Source organism: Acidaminococcus sp. AM05-11 (assembly GCF_003472805.1).
GTDB classification, from domain to species: domain Bacteria; phylum Bacillota; class Negativicutes; order Acidaminococcales; family Acidaminococcaceae; genus Acidaminococcus; species Acidaminococcus hominis.
The window spans coordinates 1-17,046 of sequence record NZ_QRMX01000035.1 but is presented as its reverse complement, the minus strand read 5'-3'; the positions used below and the strand labels follow the sequence as shown (position 1 = coordinate 17,046).

The 17,046-nt window shown below is 45.2% G+C and carries 11 protein-coding genes and 1 pseudogene; 3 read left to right on the top strand and 9 right to left on the bottom strand.

What is annotated here, in order from left to right; all coding sequences use genetic code 11:
• Positions 1-22 precede the first annotated feature (22 nt).
• The 3 genes and pseudogenes from DW089_RS10250 to DW089_RS10245 form a co-directional block, all read left to right on the top strand.
• A pseudogene (locus tag DW089_RS10250) lies at positions 23-468 on the top strand (restriction endonuclease subunit S); the annotation flags it as partial.
• A gap of 285 nt (positions 469-753) precedes the next feature.
• The gene (locus DW089_RS11825; RefSeq protein WP_370450913.1) at positions 754-1,356 is read left to right on the top strand and encodes a restriction endonuclease subunit S; all 603 of its coding nucleotides are present in this window, start codon (positions 754-756) and stop codon (positions 1,354-1,356) included.
• Positions 1,357-1,437: 81 nt separating this feature from the next.
• On the top strand, positions 1,438-2,241 hold the full coding sequence (locus tag DW089_RS10245; protein ID WP_118287246.1) for a tyrosine-type recombinase/integrase: 804 nt from the start codon (positions 1,438-1,440) through the stop codon (positions 2,239-2,241).
• A 439-nt stretch (positions 2,242-2,680) separates the two neighbouring features.
• On the opposite strand, the gene DW089_RS10240 is transcribed toward DW089_RS10245, so the two are convergent.
• The 9 genes from DW089_RS10240 to DW089_RS10200 form a co-directional block, all read right to left on the bottom strand.
• Positions 2,681-4,285, bottom strand: a complete 1,605-nt coding sequence (locus DW089_RS10240; RefSeq protein WP_118287245.1) for a restriction endonuclease subunit S — start codon at positions 4,283-4,285, stop codon at positions 2,681-2,683.
• 2 nt (positions 4,286-4,287) lie between these two features.
• Positions 4,288-5,769, bottom strand: coding sequence for a class I SAM-dependent DNA methyltransferase (locus DW089_RS10235; RefSeq protein WP_118287244.1), 1,482 nt, complete (start codon positions 5,767-5,769; stop codon positions 4,288-4,290).
• A gap of 5 nt (positions 5,770-5,774) precedes the next feature.
• Positions 5,775-8,138, bottom strand: coding sequence for an EcoAI/FtnUII family type I restriction enzme subunit R (gene hsdR / locus DW089_RS10230; RefSeq protein WP_118287243.1), 2,364 nt, complete (start codon positions 8,136-8,138; stop codon positions 5,775-5,777).
• Positions 8,139-8,460: 322 nt separating this feature from the next.
• Positions 8,461-8,913, bottom strand: a complete 453-nt coding sequence (locus DW089_RS10225) for a hypothetical protein (protein WP_105327403.1) — start codon at positions 8,911-8,913, stop codon at positions 8,461-8,463.
• Positions 8,914-11,969: 3,056 nt separating this feature from the next.
• Positions 11,970-12,809, bottom strand: a complete 840-nt coding sequence (nadC, locus tag DW089_RS10220; RefSeq protein WP_105327402.1) for a carboxylating nicotinate-nucleotide diphosphorylase — start codon at positions 12,807-12,809, stop codon at positions 11,970-11,972.
• Positions 12,806-14,401 carry an L-aspartate oxidase gene (locus DW089_RS10215; protein ID WP_105327401.1) on the bottom strand — a complete coding sequence of 532 codons (1,596 nt, stop codon included), beginning with the start codon at positions 14,399-14,401 and terminating at the stop codon, positions 12,806-12,808. Before DW089_RS10215 ends, nadC begins: the two co-directional genes overlap by 4 nt.
• 3 nt (positions 14,402-14,404) lie before the next feature.
• Positions 14,405-15,325, bottom strand: coding sequence for a quinolinate synthase NadA (gene nadA / locus DW089_RS10210; RefSeq protein ID WP_105327400.1), 921 nt, complete (start codon positions 15,323-15,325; stop codon positions 14,405-14,407).
• Between the two features lie 533 nt (positions 15,326-15,858).
• Positions 15,859-16,518, bottom strand: a complete 660-nt coding sequence (locus DW089_RS10205) for an L-dopachrome tautomerase-related protein (protein ID WP_118287242.1) — start codon at positions 16,516-16,518, stop codon at positions 15,859-15,861.
• A complete protein-coding gene (locus DW089_RS10200) occupies positions 16,443-16,940 on the bottom strand; it encodes a hypothetical protein (protein WP_118287241.1) in 498 nt (165 codons plus the stop codon). The genes DW089_RS10205 and DW089_RS10200 overlap by 76 nt, the downstream gene beginning before the upstream one ends.
• Between the last annotated feature and the right edge of the window lie 106 nt (positions 16,941-17,046).

Here is a 17,046-nt window from a genome sequence, read left to right as displayed (position 1 = left end):
TGGCAAGAACGAACCTGTATGTATTGCTGAAGAAATACCGTTTGAAATCCCGGATAGCTGGGAGTGGGTAAGATTAGGTAATGTCTTTCAACATAACACAGGAAAAGCACTTAATTCAACAAATCGAACTGGACATTTGCTTAAATATATTACTACATCTAATTTATACTGGAATCGTTTTGAATTAGATAATCTAAAGTCTATGTACTTTACTGATTCTGAAATCGAAAAGTGTACGGTTCAAAAAGGTGATTTACTAGTTTGTGAAGGTGGAGATTTTGGAAGATCTGCTATATGGCCATATGAAACTAAAATTTGTATTCAAAACCACATTCATAAGCTTAGGGCTTATTTTCCAATACAAAAAAATATTATTATTTCTTATTTTATTTGTATAAAAAAACTAATAGAATAGGCGGAAAAGGTATTGGTATACAAGGTCTTTCTTCGAATGCACTACATTCCCTTTTATTCCCACTACCGCCCTTAGCTGAACAGGAAAGAATAGTTAATCGGATTGAAGAAATAACGCCTTATACAGATAATTTCTTTACTTTATCAGAAAGATTAAATAACCTAGATGCACTATTTCCAGAGCTGCTTAAAAAGTCTGTTCTTCAAGAGGCTATAAAAGGTGCTCTTGTTCCTCAAAATACTACTGATGAGCCTGCTTCTATCCTGATAGAGCGCATTCGTAACGAGAAGCAGAAACTGATAAAAAAAGGTGAGCTAAAAAAAGAGAAACATGAATCCGTGATTATCAGAAGGGATAATTCCTATTATGAAATCTCGAATAAGAAAGAACGCTGTATTGATGAAGAAATACCATTTGAAATTCCTTATTCATGGTCTTGGGCACGAATAGAATCGTTATTTCAAATAAATCCTCGTAATAACATCCCAGATGAAACAATTGTTGGTTTTATGCCAATGTCGCATATCAAAGCTGGATTTACTAATTCTTTTGAGTATGAAGAAAAACTGTGGAAAGATGTTAAAAGTGGATTTACACATTTTGCGGATAACGATATAATTATCGCCAAAATTTCTCCTTGTTTTCAAAATAGAAAATCGGCAATAGTACATAATTTACCTAGTGGGTATGGTGCTGGTACTACAGAACTCCACGTATTAAGGGATTGTACAAACCTTCTTTATATGCCATTTTTTTTACTTATTTTTAAATCCTGTTACTTTATTCAATCTGGAACTAAAGAATTTACTGGAACTGCGGGGCAGCAGCGCATTGGAAAGAATTTTATGTCCAAGTATTTAGTTCCAGTTCCACCTTATTTAGAACAAAAGAGGATAGTAAAGAAAATGGGTGATTGTATAATCAAATTTAATCGTTTCTAAATTGTAATATGGAATTGAATTATACATTGGAAAATTATATTCATCTTTAGGTAGAATCATAGTGAAAGGAGGTCTTTCACTATGATTCTACAATTTGAAAGACATTTGAAAGAAAGCAACCTTGCTGAAAATACTGTAACATCATATTTGTTCGCTGTAAAACAATATTACAAACGACATGAGTCAGTTACAAAGAAAAACATAAAGGAACACAAAGCTTGGCTAATCGAACAATATAAACCAAAAACTGTTAATCTCCGCATCAGAGCTATCAATTGCTACTTGGAATATCTCGGGAAAAATTCGTGGGCATTATCTTCAATTAAAATTCAACAAAAAACCTTCCTTGAAAATGTAATCAGCAATGCTGATTACACGTATTTTAAAGAATCCCTAAAGCGTGATAAAAATATGCTTTGGTATTTTGTCATTCGCTTTATGGCTGCCACCGGAGCCCGAGTGAGTGAATTAATAAAAATTAAAGTGGAACATATTGAATTAGGCCATCTGGATCTGTATTCCAAGGGAGGAAAATTAAGGCGAATTTATATACCAAGAACATTGCAATCAGAAGCTCTTGCCTGGCTTAAAGCAAAGAAACAAAAAAGTGGCTTTATCTTTTTAAATCGGTTTGGTAACAGAATGACTACCAAAGGTATTTCAGGACAGTTAAAAAAGCTCGCAATTCATTATAATTTAGAACCAGTCGTTGTTTATCCCCATTCTTTTAGACATCTATTTGCTAAAAATTTCCTGAGCCGCTGCAATGATATTGCGTTTTTAGCTGATTTAATGGGCCACGAAAGCATTGAAACGACAAGGATTTATTTAAGGAAAACAGCAACAGAACAACGTACAATCGTTGATGATGTAATTGATTGGTAAGCATAGAGCAGATATCACACGTTAATAAATATTCAATCTATACTCAAATTTTATGTAATAAGTCGACACTAAGCGTATCTAGCACGTTTTGGATTTTCTTTTAAATATTGCAAACCTTATAGACGGTATATAATAACCGACTCCATTCTAAACAATTTTGGTATTAATAGATATGGCTACTGTTTTGCTAAATCCTAAACATCTATTCTTCTATAAAATCATTATATTTCTCACCACACCAATTAATAGAACCAAGAAGAAAATTTATCTTCGCTGATTCAGGCTTATGGGGTTCTTGCAGTTATCCAGTTTTATCCACGTTATCTTGCTTACAGCACTTGTTCAATTGGAAAACACACCTAATTTTTCCATCCAAACTACCATCTTTCAAAAGAAGATGTATAGTCTCCTACGGTAACAGTGCTCCCTGTGTTTAAATTCACATTTTTTCTTTAAATGCAGCCATAACAGGAAGGATTCTATTTATGCTCTCCACAATGCGTTTTTGCTCATTGATAGGGGGAACCGGAATCAAGAAATGCCCTATCTTTGTTGCGTTTACATTCGATTGATTAATGCCATCAGACTTTACATCTTTGCAGTAATTCCTCTCATATTCAGAATTCATTACAATATTCAAGTACTCTGGATTAATATGAATTGGCTTTATTTGTACAAGATATCCTGCAAAAATTGCAGGATATTCTCCCCGATAGATTCCTGTCTTTCCTACATGCTCTCGACTATTTGTACGATTGAAAAGAATATCCATAGGCTCTAACCTATACTTTTCATTGTCTTTTTGGTTTGAACTAAATACTAAATCTGAATAGTCAATCTCACCATTTTGAATATTCCCCATGCGAAGAACAATAATATCACCTGTAAGGCTGGACTTATTAGAAGTTCCGTAGCGTAAATCAAAACAAATATCACGTAACCGTGCCCACGCCCATGTTTCAGGAATTTCAAATGGTAATTCTTCATCAATACCGTGTTCTATCTTATTCGACATTTCATAATAGGAATTATCCCGTCTAAAAATGAAAGATTCATGCTTATCACATTTAATTTTTTTCTGCTTAACAAGCTCACACTTTTCTTTGTGAATGCGCTCTAAAAGGATAGATGCAGGCTCATCAGCAGGGTTTTGTGGAACAAGTTTGCCACTTATTGCTTGTTGTAGTATGGATTTTCTTAATTGAACAGGAAATTCTTCTTGTACTTCTATCAGTTTTTCGTGAATCGAATTATATTTATTTACGATGACCAATAATGAGGCTAATCTAGAAATTATTCTATTTTGCTCATTTAGTGGGGGTAATGGTACAAGATAGGATTTGATTGTCTTGGTAGAAAGTTCCTTCTGTTTAGTAGAACCATCGGACTGTTTTTCAATTACATTTTGCACTGTGGGATTAGCAAAATAATAATATAGATATTCAGCTTTTACATACGTTTTTAATGGCCGAATCACGGTTACATGACTATCTGCTACAGCCAATTCATATGGATTAGCTTCGGTTTTATATATTGCCATTCTGCCTAACGTTCCGAGACCGGTAGAATTCCACATTAAATCATAATCTTGTAATATTCGTTCCGGACCATATGTACTAATAGATTCCGGGTCAATAAATTGTGCTTTCTCAATGGAGAAACCACTCCACTGGTTACATTTTTGAGCAATTACTGGGTACTTTTTAATTGGAGAATATTTTGGCGACCTTCCTCTTTGAATATATTCGCATATTTCATTTAATCTTACCCACTCCCAGCTATCCGGGATTTCAAACGGTATTTCTTCAGCAATACATACAGGTTCGTTCTTGCCAATCTTCTCATAAGGCAAATTATCAGCACCACGGAAAATGCGAGAAGGATTTTTTTCCTTCTTTATTTTGCCTTCTTTTATGAGTTTTTCTTTTTCTGCATAAATATGGTCTAAAAGCACAGAAGCAGGTTCATCGTTAGGATCTTGGGGAACTAATTTTCCTTGCACTGCCATTTGCAAAATAGAATTTCTTAGTTGGTCTCCGGTCACAATCAGCCCTCCTCTGTCAAATCAATACCCAGAATATCAGTAATCTGTTTCAGGGTTCGGTCAATATCTGCATTCAAACTATTTCTCTTTTCTAGATATTGTTGAATCAATTCTTTGGGAGGCAATATTTCTTCTTCTTCATGAGGGTATCCACAGAGATCAATGTTATAATTCCTGTCTGCTAACTCCTCAGCCGTATAACATTTTGCTTTATCAAACCCTTCTTCTGTCAATTCTTGGCGATTATTCCACCACTCCACCGCTGGTGCAAAATGCTCCAATTTCATGGGCTTTGTCTTGCTAAAATGCTTGTAGCCTTCTGGCATATCCAACCGATAGAACCAAGTTCTTTCAGTAGCCCCAGTATTATCAAAAAATAAAATATTTGTGGTTATTGAAGTATATGGAGCAAAAACACTGCCAGGCATCCGGATTATCGTATGTAGATTAAATTCAGAAACTAGTTTCTTTTTGATAGCTATTTTGGCATTATCAGTACCAAATAAGAATCCATCCGGCAGAATAACAGCAGCTCTTCCGCCTTTCTTTAGCCGATACATAATAACCGACATAAATAAATCTGCTGTCTCGCTGCTGGCCAAATCTGCCGGGAAATGATTTTTCACTTCATTCTTTTCAGAACCACCATACGGGGGATTCATCAGGATTACATCAAATTGGTCTTTCTCCGTATAATCCAAAACATCTCTTAATAAGGAGTTGTCATGGAACACTCTAGGAACATCCAAGTCATGTAAAAGCATATTGGTAATACACAACATATAAGGAAACTGTTTTTTCTCAATACCGTAAATGGAGTTGCTATAAGCTTCTTCATCATCGGTCGTTTTAACTTCTTTTTTTAATTCTTTCAGCCAACTGGTAATAAAACCACCTGTACCACAGGCAAAATCCGCCATATGTTCCCCAATTTTTGGATGAATCATCTGCGCCATAAAATCGGTTACCGCACGTGGAGTATAAAATTCACCTGCCGAACCAGCACTTTGCAATTCTTTTAAAATATTCTCGTAAATTTCACCAAATGCATGGCTTTCCTTATAGTCATCCAATTGCAGTTCATCAATTACATTAATTACTTGCCGCAGCAGTACACCATCTTTCATGTATTGATTAGCATCAGAAAAAGTAGTTTGTACTATAGCTTTCTTAATAGGAGTATTAGCATCGACTGGCAATGCTTTCAGAGTGGGAAATAAAGAATTATTCACAAAATCCAGCAGCTTGTCCCCAGTCAATCCTTTGCCTGACTCATCATGGGCCCAATTACTCCATCTGCATTCCTCTGGAATAATAGACTCATAGTTCTCATCGTCAAATTCCCAATCCTGTTCTTTAGTATCATATACTTTTAGAAAGAGCATCCAGGCTATCTGTTCAATGCGCTGAGCATCACCATTAATGCCTGCATCGTTTCTCATAATGTCACGTACTCTTTTTACAAAACTGGATACATTACTCATAAATCTTATACCGCCTCATCTGTGTATAGTAAATATTCCAAATCCTGAATTGCTTTACGGTAACCCTCTTTGCCACCAAAATAAGATGCTATCTTAGACGGTTTACCCAATTTTTGAAAAGGATCTAGTTTCAGTACTTCAGTCTTTTCAATTTCGTATATACCAGTATTCATATATTTATCGAGAAGGGCTTCCAGAACTTCTCGTGCAACACCGTTGTATTTACTCAGAAAATCACGCTTTTTGACATTATTTGCCCGCTCTTTTCTTGTAAGCGGTTTTTTGTTAAAAGCCACATGACAAATAAAATCAAAATCATCTACATCTTCCATATGTTGGGCTTTTTTAAGCGTGTCTAAGTCAATCCCACGTTCCAGTAATAAATCTTTTATCTTTTCTTTTTTATCTTCAGCCGACCAATTCCGAATAAAATTTTCCAAGGAGGCATACTCTCCTTGAATATTTTCTTTCGTATAATCAATGATATTTTCCTGACGAAGCAGCTTACCTCCCGCATCATAAATGGAGACAGTTTCTCGAATAACCTGAACCGGACATCCTTCTGTATTTACATAAGGAGTCATTTCTTTGGGCGGAGGCGGTGGGCCACCTCCTGGCTGGTCTCCCCCAACTCCATTACTATTGGGATTATAACCAGGATCAATGTATATCGGACCATCCCAGTCAGGGTCAGCAAATAACCGGGTTACACCACGGAAATCCATAACCACAAAACTCATCTTGCCATCTTTTTCACGCAGTCTTGTTCCACGACCAATAATTTGTTTGAATTCTGTCATAGAACCAATCATCTCATCCAAAACAATGAGTTTAGTCATTTTACAGTCTGCGCCAGTAGAAAGCAGTTTAGACGTTGTTGCAATAACTGGATATTTAGAACCTACAGAAATAAAATAACTTAGTTTGCTTTTCCCGTAAGCATCACTTCCGGTAATACGTACCACATAATCCGGGTTCTGCTTCACCATATCTGCATTGAGATTGGAAAGAGCCATTCTCATACGTTCAGCAGCATCTTCCGTAGCACAGAACACGATGGTTTTGGCCATCCGGTCCGTACTTTTAAGGTACTTGGTGATTTCAGCAGCCACCTGTTGAATGCGGTCCTCAAGAATAATGGAATAGTCAAAATCGCTGTTAGTATAAATTCTATCTTCGATTTCGTTACCATATATATCCCGCTGGCCTTTTTTTGGTCTCCAGCCCTCACTAATGTCAGTTGTAATATTAATGACCTTAAAGGGCGCAAGGAAACCATCTTCAATGCCTTCCCGCAAGCTATACTTATAAACAGGTTCTCCAAAATAATCTATATTGGAAACGTACTTGGTTTCTTTTGGTGTGGCGGTCATACCAATTTGCGTAGCTGACGCAAAATAATCGAGTATTTTTCTCCAATTGCTATCTTTTTTAGCACTTCCTCTATGGCACTCATCTACAATAATCAAATCGAAAAAATCTTTGTCAAACAAGGAGCTTAATTTAGAAACAGCATCCCCATCATCAGTTTCTTCGTCTTTGTCATCTCCAGCCAGTTGATGATACAGGGAAAAATAAACTTCATAAGAAGAGATAGTACTAGGATCATCTTTTGCATAGTTGACTTTATGTATTACCTTTTCCAATGGAGAAAAGTCTTGTTGAATGGATTGATCAACTAAAATATTCCTATCAGCCAAATAGAGGATTTTCTTTTTCAATCCACTTTTCAGCAAACGGTAAACAATCTGGAACGCAGTATACGTTTTACCTGTTCCGGTCGCCATAACCAAAAGGATTCTATTTTGACCTTTGGCAATTGCATCCAGTGTTCTGTTTACAGCAATACGTTGGTAATATCTAGGGGCATACGTATTTTGTCCAGAATAATATGGCTGTTCTATTATGGTTTCTTCGGAGGTGTTTAAGCCTGCTCCATCGTTTGCTTCGTTACAATATCTCTCAATCAATTCCTTTTCCGTGGGAAAATTTTCAAGACTAAATTGCCGCTCTTTACCTGTTAAAAAATCATGTTCCACAAATCCATCACCATTAGAAGAATAAGCAAATGGAAGGTCAAGCATTTGCGCATAAGTTATGGCTTGCTGCAATCCATGAGAAATAGTATGTTTATTATCTTTTGCCTCCACTATCGCAATCGGATTATTTGTATTCAGATACAAAATGTAATCTGCTCTTTTAGGCTTTTCACGGCAAGTGATATTCCCCTTAATATTTACTTTGCCATCTGTAATCTGGGTTTCCATCGTAACTTTTTTGATGTCCCACTTCGATACAATGGCCGGGGTAATGTATTGCAGTTTTATATCTTCTTCTGTCATCTGCTTTTTATTTAGTATAGTTCCCATAACTATCCCCCTTTTATCAGTACTTCCCCATATACAAATATTTAATTTTTTTGCAGGACTTTAGGCTTCCACATTAAGCCAAACCATCGCTTCTAAGTTTTTCCGTTCATTGCCGGAACCATTCTTCTTGCTCTAGCATGTATATAAGTATTATATCATGAATTCAAAATGAGCAAAATTCCTCCCAACAAAATAAAAGCCCAGAAACCGAATCCCCCACGAATCCGGTGTCTGGGCTTATACTTTTTATCACTGACGTCCATCAACATTTTCCTGCGGCCAAAAGCTACGAAGCTTTCAGTATCACCGCCACGCACAAAAACTACTTCTTTTGGCCATTATCAAAATCAACAGCTTTCAGCTCCAACAGCAGGCCATTGGTATCAAACACTTCATCACCACAAACCAAACTGCATTTTACTTGAACCGTGTCCGCTTCTATTTCATCCATTGTATTGATGGCTCCGCTTTCATCATACTCTTTGCCATTAATCCATACCGGGCCAAGAATAAATGCACAAAATTCCACATAGCCTTCTTCTTTGGTATCTGGTTCATAGCAGCCTTGTGTTATTTCATAGGACTCTGGATCAATTTCCTTAAAAGCAGGTGCCAAAAGTTTCTCGGCCTTATCAATCAGTTCCACAAAGGGCTTTGCCTGATCAACCGGCAGTTTAAACTTGTAAAAGTCCGGGCCTTGAGCCATATTCAAATAAAAATACTCTGTGGTCATCACCGTGCCAAAATCTACCATCTCTTTTAGTGTGTAGCTCATTGTCATACCTCCATTTTCATCAATCCTAAATTTCTTCCCATACTAAAGTTAAAACGTAAGTAAAAACCCGTACCCCCAATTGTATTTTTATCAGCTTTCCGATTGCAGTTTTATTGTAGCATAAACCTTGTACAAAAAAACTCCCTTGTGGTTTGAATAATAGTGCGGTCGGCAGACTTCCTGGTGCTGGTGCCGGGTATCCCCGCAGTGGTTCGCGGCGCTGTGCGCTCCTGCACCCTAAAAAGTTCTTACCTTGCAAAAAAAGGTAAGAACAAGGTAAGAAAAAATGAAATCCCGGAACCCGCATGGCTACTGGGTTTGCGGCCTCCGTTCTTACCTTCTTACCTTTCTTACCTACATATAGATATATAAAGAGAGAAATAAAAAAATAAAATACCCGTCTCCCGTTAATTATATAATATATATAGGGCTGTACGGGAAAAGGTAAGAAGGTAAGAAAAATCCCGGAGAGCAAGGACTGGTGCGGGTTTCCGGTTCTTACCTTGCTTTTTTGAAAGATAAGAAGGTAAGAACTTTTGGTAAACGATAGGGCTGTGAGTGGTGAACAATGGTTTTGAGGCAGCTGCTTTTTCCCCCTATTGCCACTTTGCGGCATTTAGCGGAAGGAAAAGGTTAGTCCCCGCTGGGGCTAGTGCAAGAAGGACGGTAGCTGAACTACAGAAAACTCTGTACCGGATTTTTGGTCGATGTTCTCAACGGGTATTGTGCGGACAACTTGGGTTTGAACTCCATCCGCCGGCGAGTTCGCCGGCACCTTCCCCTTCTCCAGTGCATGCCAAGCACTGCACTGGTAAGGGGAAGGCAGGTGGCCTACGGCCGCTAAATACTGGGATTTACTGCTATTATCCCCTATTGCCGCGTTGCGGCATTTCCCCCAAAGGGAAAGCCTGTCCCCGCCTGGGCTAGTGCCCAGTAAGAGCGATACGCTGGCGGGAAAGAATTTTCTTTTAAAGTTCTCACTCCCCGGCCCCGCTTTTTGTAATGGGTAAGCGGATCTCTATCAGCTGTATTTTCCACGTATTACTTATTTTCTCAATATATTTATATTATTTACTTGCTGAGTTCTTTTCTTAAAAACTTCGTTTTTGCTTTTGAGCGCATATATTTACATAATTTTCAGACTTTCGCTTACAAATGTTCACTGAGTGAATTTTGGATCCTGCCGGGTCGTTTTTTGGCCAAGTCTGCTATACACGGTCCGGGCTGGCTTAGGGTATTTTCTCCCTGGGTTTCAGGGCCTGTTTCAAGAGCAAAGCCCGTTCTGCGGCGGTTTATTTCTCCTGTGAAGCTTTTGTTTTTCCCAGGGGATATTTTCCCTTAGCCCAGGTAAAAAGCCCTGGTGAAGCGGCCGCAGACTGCGGCAGAGGCCTTTACTGCAGCAGCAGAAGCACTGGTAAACCGATACCCAAAACAGGCCGTTTTTACCCGAATACACCTATTCAGGCAAATAAGCGGGGTATATCCCCAAAATACAAATAGCCCTATTACGTCCAAATTTGGCCTCTGAGCGACATTTTATATAAAATGCATATCCGACTATGCATGGCAGGTATGCAAACCGTTAAAAACGATTTTTGAGCCATTCAAGAAATGACCCTTACCCCATTGGCAGCATCCTGTTACAAAATCGAGTTATCCACAGAACGTGTTGTCACCCCCTAGTAAGTTACCATCGCCTAGGTAGGTTTACAATCACCTATCAAGAACTATCACTCTGTAACTAGTAGTGTAGTACCACGATCCATCGCCCAACTAGGTTTTAAAGCTTTGACTTGACTTAACTTAGCTTAACTTGACTTAACTTATATTGGGTTGCCACTTGGTTGTCAAATGGTTGCCACTTGGTTGTCAGTTGGTTGTCAGTTGGTTGTCAGTTGGTTGCCATAAATCGAGAGGCAAACAATAAAAAATGATAAATATCAATATATTTATATTTTAAGAGAATATGGCTCGGCACGCATTCCCCTATTGCCGCTTTGCGGCATTTAGCGGTTCGCCGTTCACCAGTCAGCTTCGCTCTTTGAGCTCACTTCCTGGACGGCTGTCGCAGGGGTCGTATATTCCATTTCTCTACTGCCAAGGCCTTGAGAAATGGATACGACTCCCCCCGAGTGGGAAACATCTTTCCCCGCTGGGGCTAGTGCGGACCGTTAGGTAGCTCAACTACAGAAAATTTGCCCACGGGCAAATTTTTGCTGTAGAAAACTCTATACCGGATTTTTGGTCAATGTTCTCAACGGGTGTAGTGCAGACATTCCAGTTTCGAACCCCATCCTTGTTCCGCTTTAGCACTAGGGGCGGAACGTTCCTTCCCCTTCTCCTGTTCGCATAGCGAACAGGTAAGGAGAAGGCAGATGCGGCGCTAGCGCCGCAAAAAAAAGCTTTGATGAACTTCTATCGTCGTCTGCGACGACACTTCCTGAGCGGTTCGCTGCTAGCCAGTCATTTTCGCCTTGCAGGCTTAATTCCTGGGCAGCTATCGCATGGGCCTTATTGACCAAACATCCATGGGTATACTTGTGGGATGTTTGGATGCGGCCGCAACGTTTGCAGGAAGCATTCTAGGAAGCTACTGGTCATCTTCATACCAGCACTATATTTTAGATTTTACTTGACCATTGATGGCTTGGAAGCCTACCACAGTGGTTCGCAGCTAGCCAATCAGCTACGCCCATTTTGGGCTTGCTTCTTGGGCTGCTATCACATAGGTCACATATTCCAAATATCCTTTATAAGAAGTATATGGATATTTGGATGTGACCGCAAAGCGTTGTGGTAGGTGTCAGCCGTAGGCTGACGAAGGAAGTTTTTCCCCAATGCCGCTTTGCGGCATTTCCCCTGGAAGGGAAACGTCTGTCCCCATTTGGGGCTAGTGCAAGAAGGACGGTAGCTCAACTACAGAAAATTTGCCCGTAGGCAAATTTTAGCTGTAGAAAACTCTGTACCGTTTTTTGGTCGTGCGGTCTGCAAGCTATCGGTTTGGTGCTGATGCAATGAAAAACGCTCTGGGGTTTTCCAGAGCGTTTTTCATTGCCTTATTTTATTTTCCCAATATCCATGCTGATATCCAATGCCTTAACAGAATGGGTCAGGGCGCCGACGGAGATGACGTCTACGCCGGTGGCGGCCACTTGGGCCAGGGTGTTCTCATTGATGCCGCCGGAGGCTTCTATAATCACTTTGCCTTTGAGTTCTTTGACGCAGGCTTTCATTTGCTCGGGGGCCATGTTGTCCAGCATGATGACGTCGGCGCCGGCCTGGAGGGCTTCTCTGGCGCCTTCTAACGTTTCTACTTCGATTTCGATTTTGGTCATATGGCTGGTGTGCTTTTTGGCCAATTCCAAGGCCTGGGTTATGCCGCCGGCTACCTGAATGTGGTTGTCTTTAATCAGGACGGCGTCAAACAGACCCTGGCGGTGGTTCCGGCCGCCGCCCACCCGGACGGCGTATTTTTCCAGCTGGCGCAGGCCCGGGGTGGTTTTCCGGGTATCCACCACTACGGCACCGTAGGGGGCGGCCAGTTGGGCCAGTTTATGGGTATAGGTGGCTATGCCAGACAGGTGCTGGAGCAGGTTCAGGGCCAGGCGCTCGCCGGTAAGCAAGGAACGGGCGCTGCCGGAAACTTTAGCCAGTACAGTCCGGTCTCCTGCGGCGGTGCCTTCCGTCACCATGGGCACAAAGGTCAGGGTGGGGTCCAGCAGGGCAAAGACCCGCTGGGCCAGGGGCAGGCCGCACACAAGGCCAGCTTCTTTAGTATGAATGAGGCCGGTGGCCACGGCGTCCGGCGGTACGATGGCTTCTGTGGTAATATCGCCAAAACCAATATCTTCTTCCAGCCAGGCTTTCAGGTCCTGGTCCAACAGTAAGGGGTTCATAGGTTAGCCTCCTGGGATTTCTGTAGTTTTTCAATGCTGTGATGCTGCCACCCCACCCGGGACAGGGGGTAATCCGTCCGGTAATGGGCGCCCCGGCTTTCTTCCCGGGCAAGGGCGGCTTGGGTGATCAGCTGGGACACCAGCAGCTGGCAGCGCAGGTCCAGCTGGGTAACGGTGGTGCAGGCGGTGCCGGCAAAGAGGGCGGCCCAGGCTTTCAGCTGCCGCAGGGCTTCAGCCATGCCTTCCCGGTCCCGGGCAATGCCCAACTGCCGGCTCAGCAGCTGGCGGAGGGTTTCCTGGAGCTGCTGGAGTTCGCTTTCGCTTTGGGTCACGGGTACCAGGTGGCTGGCCCAGTGCCTAGCTGTGCAGTCCACGCCGCTTTCCCCTTCCAGGGCTTCTGCGGTCCGGTGGCCGAACACCAGGCCTTCCAAAAGGGAGTTGCTGGCCAGACGGTTGGCGCCCTGGACTCCGGTGCAGGCGGCTTCCCCGCAGGCGTACAGGCGGGCGATATTGGTCCGGCCCTGGGCATCGGTGCGCACGCCGCCCATCATGTAGTGGGCTGCCGGGGCAATGGGAATCTGCTCCTTTACGGGGTCCACGCCATAGGAGCGCAGGGTCCGGGTAATCATGGGGAACTTGTCCGCAAAGTGGTCAATGCCGGTGGTGTCCAGGAGTACGTGGTCGCTCTGGCATTTTTTCATTTCCCAGGCGATGGCCCGGGCCACCACGTCCCGGGGGGCCAGCTCGGCCATGGGGTGGTGCTTGGGCATGAAGCGTTCGCCCTGGGTATTGTACAATTTGCCACCAGCGCCCCGGACGGCTTCCGATACCAGGAAGCTGGGACAGCCTAGTTTGGCCAGGGCGGTGGGATGGAACTGGACAAATTCCATATCCATGAGCTCGGCTCCCGCCCGGTAGGCCAGGGCAGCGCCGGCACCCAGGGCGCCGTGGGGGTTGGTGGTGTAGGCAAACAGGCGGCCCAGGCCGCCGGTGGCCAGGACGGTGGCAGCGGCCCGCAGGTACAGGGGGCCGCCCTGGTAGAGAGCTATGGCGCCATAGCAGGTGCCCTCCTTCACCAGAAGGTCCGCAACGTAGCAGTGCTCCAGAACGGTAATATTGGGTTCCTTGGCGGCTGCGGCCCGGAGGGCCCGGGCTACTTCGGCGCCGGTGCTGTCTCCGTTGGCATGAACAATCCGGTTCCGGCTGTGGCAACCTTCCCGGCCCAGGGCCAGGGTGCCGTCGGCAGTCCGGTCAAACAGGGCGCCGTCCTGGATCAGGTCCCGGACGGACGCCGGCCCCTCCTCCACCAGGATTTTGGCCATGGCTTCGTCGGTAAGGCCGGCACCGGCAATGAGGGTATCTTCCAGATGCAGGGCGGTGGAGTCCCCCTCCCCCATAACGGCAGCAATGCCGCCCTGGGCTTTGGCGGTGTTGCAGTCCTCCAAGGTATCCCGGACCACCACCAGCACCTGCTTTCCGGCCCGGGCGCAGTCCAGGGCGGTGGTGAGCCCGGCGGCGCCGGAGCCGATGACCAGCACCTGGGTTTCCACGGGAGTCAACTGCTCCGTATCAAACGCGGTCCAATATTCCATGGCTCAGGCCTTCTTTCCGCCGGAAATGGCCAGCATCCGTTCCAGGGACTGGCGGGCTTTGTTCCGGATATCCTCGGGGACCACCATCCGGGGTTCCAGGGTTTCCAGGGACTGCTTCACCATATCCAGGGTAATCATTTTCATATTGGGGCACAGCATCAGTCGACCGGCGGGATAGAACTTCTTGCCGGGGCAGCGCTGCTCCAGGGGAGCGAAGACGCCGCATTCGGTGGCAATGATGAATTCCTGGTCCGTGCTGTCCTCTGCGTAGTGGATAATGCCCATGGTGCTGCCTACGTAGTCGGCCAGGGCACGGACTTCCGGCCGGCATTCCGGGTGCATCAGGACCTTGGCGCCGGGATGCTCGGCTTTGGCGGCCTGGAGTTCTTCGACGGTTAGCGCTGCATGGGTGGGGCAGCAGCTGGCCCAGCCGTGGATCTTGTGCTGGGTTTTGGCGGCGGTAAAGGAGCCCAGGTTCTGGTCGGGGACAAAGAGGATTTCGGCGTCCTTAGGCAGGGAATCCACCACGGCTACGGCGTTGGAGGAGGTGCAGCAGATAGTGCTCAGCGCCTTCACCGAGGCCGGGGTATTTACATAGGACACCACGGTGTATTCCGGGTGCTCCTGGAGCACGGCCCGGACCTTGGCGTCCAGAGTATCGTCAAACATCCGGCAGCCAGCTTCCATATTGGGCAGCAGGGTGATTTTGTCCGGGGACAGGATATTGGCGGTTTCGGCCATGAAGCGGACGCCGCAGAACACGATGACGTCGGCGTCGGTTTTGGCGGCCTGCTGGGCCAGGGCAAAGGAATCCCCGCAGAAATCGGCTACTTCCTGGATTTCTTCCGGCTGGTACACGTGGGCCAGAATAATGGCGTTGCGTTCTTTTTTGAGACGGGCAATGGCATCAAAAATATCTTCCATGATTGAATCTCCTTAGGGTTCAGCGCGGGGCTGATTTATTGTCAAGACAGTTGTCAATCTGTTGGTAATACATTGTCCCTATTGTAGCTTTTTTCATGGATTTATGCAAGGAGAAGGTGATATGCAGTTGTCGTGTGCAAGTTGATCCCTCCGGGCATCACGGCTGGGAACCCCATCCTTGCTCCGCTTTGCAATTAGGGGCGGAGCTTTCCTTCCCCTTAACAGTGCACGCCAAGCAGCGCACTGTTAAGGGGAAGGCAGGCGGCCGGGGGCCGCAAATGCTTAAATTCGGTCAGCAAAAATGTATTACTACGTTTCTTAAAGTACATTCTTCTAAACACAACGTGCGTACAGTGAAGAAGAATAAAGTGTATTTTTATTGCAAATTCCCTTTAGAAGCTGAGCACTCTCCTATGGTAGTGACGGGAAGTGCTCCTTCTGCGGCCTGCGGCCGCAATTGTTCGAAGGGTCTGCTGGACAGAACAAAAGGCACTCCCCCATTGACTTCAGGGGGAATGCCTTTTGTTCTTCTTTTAGGGTTCCAGTTTATACAGGCCATATTTGGTGCGCTGGTTCTTGGGGTAGTTGATTTGGGAGGTGGTGAAGTACAGGGTGCCGTCTGGGCCTTTGGCGAAGCTATCGGCCCAGCGGAGGGGCTGGCCCAGGTCTAGGTCTTTGCCCTGGTGTTTTTTCAGGTCATAGGTCCACAGGGTTTCTTTGGGCAGGTCGGCCATATACAGGGTATGGCCGTCTAGTATCAGGCCGTCGGTGGGGACGTTCTGGGGGTTCTCCACCTGGATGGAGCGCTGGCGCTGGGGTACGGTGAGTTTTCGGTTTCTCAGCACGGCGGTGGGTACGGCGTAGAGTTTGTCCCCGCCCAGGGCGGTGAAATACAGGGTATTGCCGTCAGCGGAGAGTTCCAGACCATCGCTTTGGCTCACATGGGTATCGGGGCCGGTGGAAACAAAGTCTATCTGCTGGAGGTTGGCTTTGACCTGGGGTATATCGGTCAGGGCCCGCCAGGCGTCCCCAGTGGACAGGTCCAGGACCACAATACCCCCTTCCCCGGAGTCTGTGAGATAGGCCACCTTGCGGTTCAGGTCCAAGCGGACGTCGTTCAGGTAGCTGCCGGGCCGGGCCACAGTTTCTGGAAAGACAAAGATCCGGGTAATCCGGTTGGTGGACAGGTCCACTTCATACAGCCGGGCGCCGGTTTTGGCCGGGCTATAATGAGCAAGGCGACCCCAGGGGCAGGGTCCACTTCATACAGCCGGGCGCCGGTTTTGGCTACGGGTTTGTCCCGGAGTTTGGCCGGGTCCAGGATCCACAGGTGGTTCTCGCCATCGGCTATGACGCTTTGGACGCAGACGAAGTCCCGGTTGGCTTCAGGGCTGGGATAAGCCTGGAGTTTGCCGTCCACCAGTTCGGCGACCCGGTAGTCCCGAGGGTAGTCGTTCCAGGTGGGGTAATTGACGAAGATCCGCCCGGATTGGGACACTGCGACGCCGGTCCACTGTTTGTCCGAGCTGGCGATTTGGGTCAGCCGGGCAGCAAAGGCAGTGGTGGTTAGGAGGAGGCCGGCCAGGATTAGGGCAGGAAGTGATTTTTTGTGCATGGGGATTGTCCTTTCTAAGTAAGGTTTGGGGAGGATGCCTGTTGGTGCGGTCCGCGAACCTGAAGTGATGTGGTGCCGGGAATCCACTCTCCTGCATCACTACCTT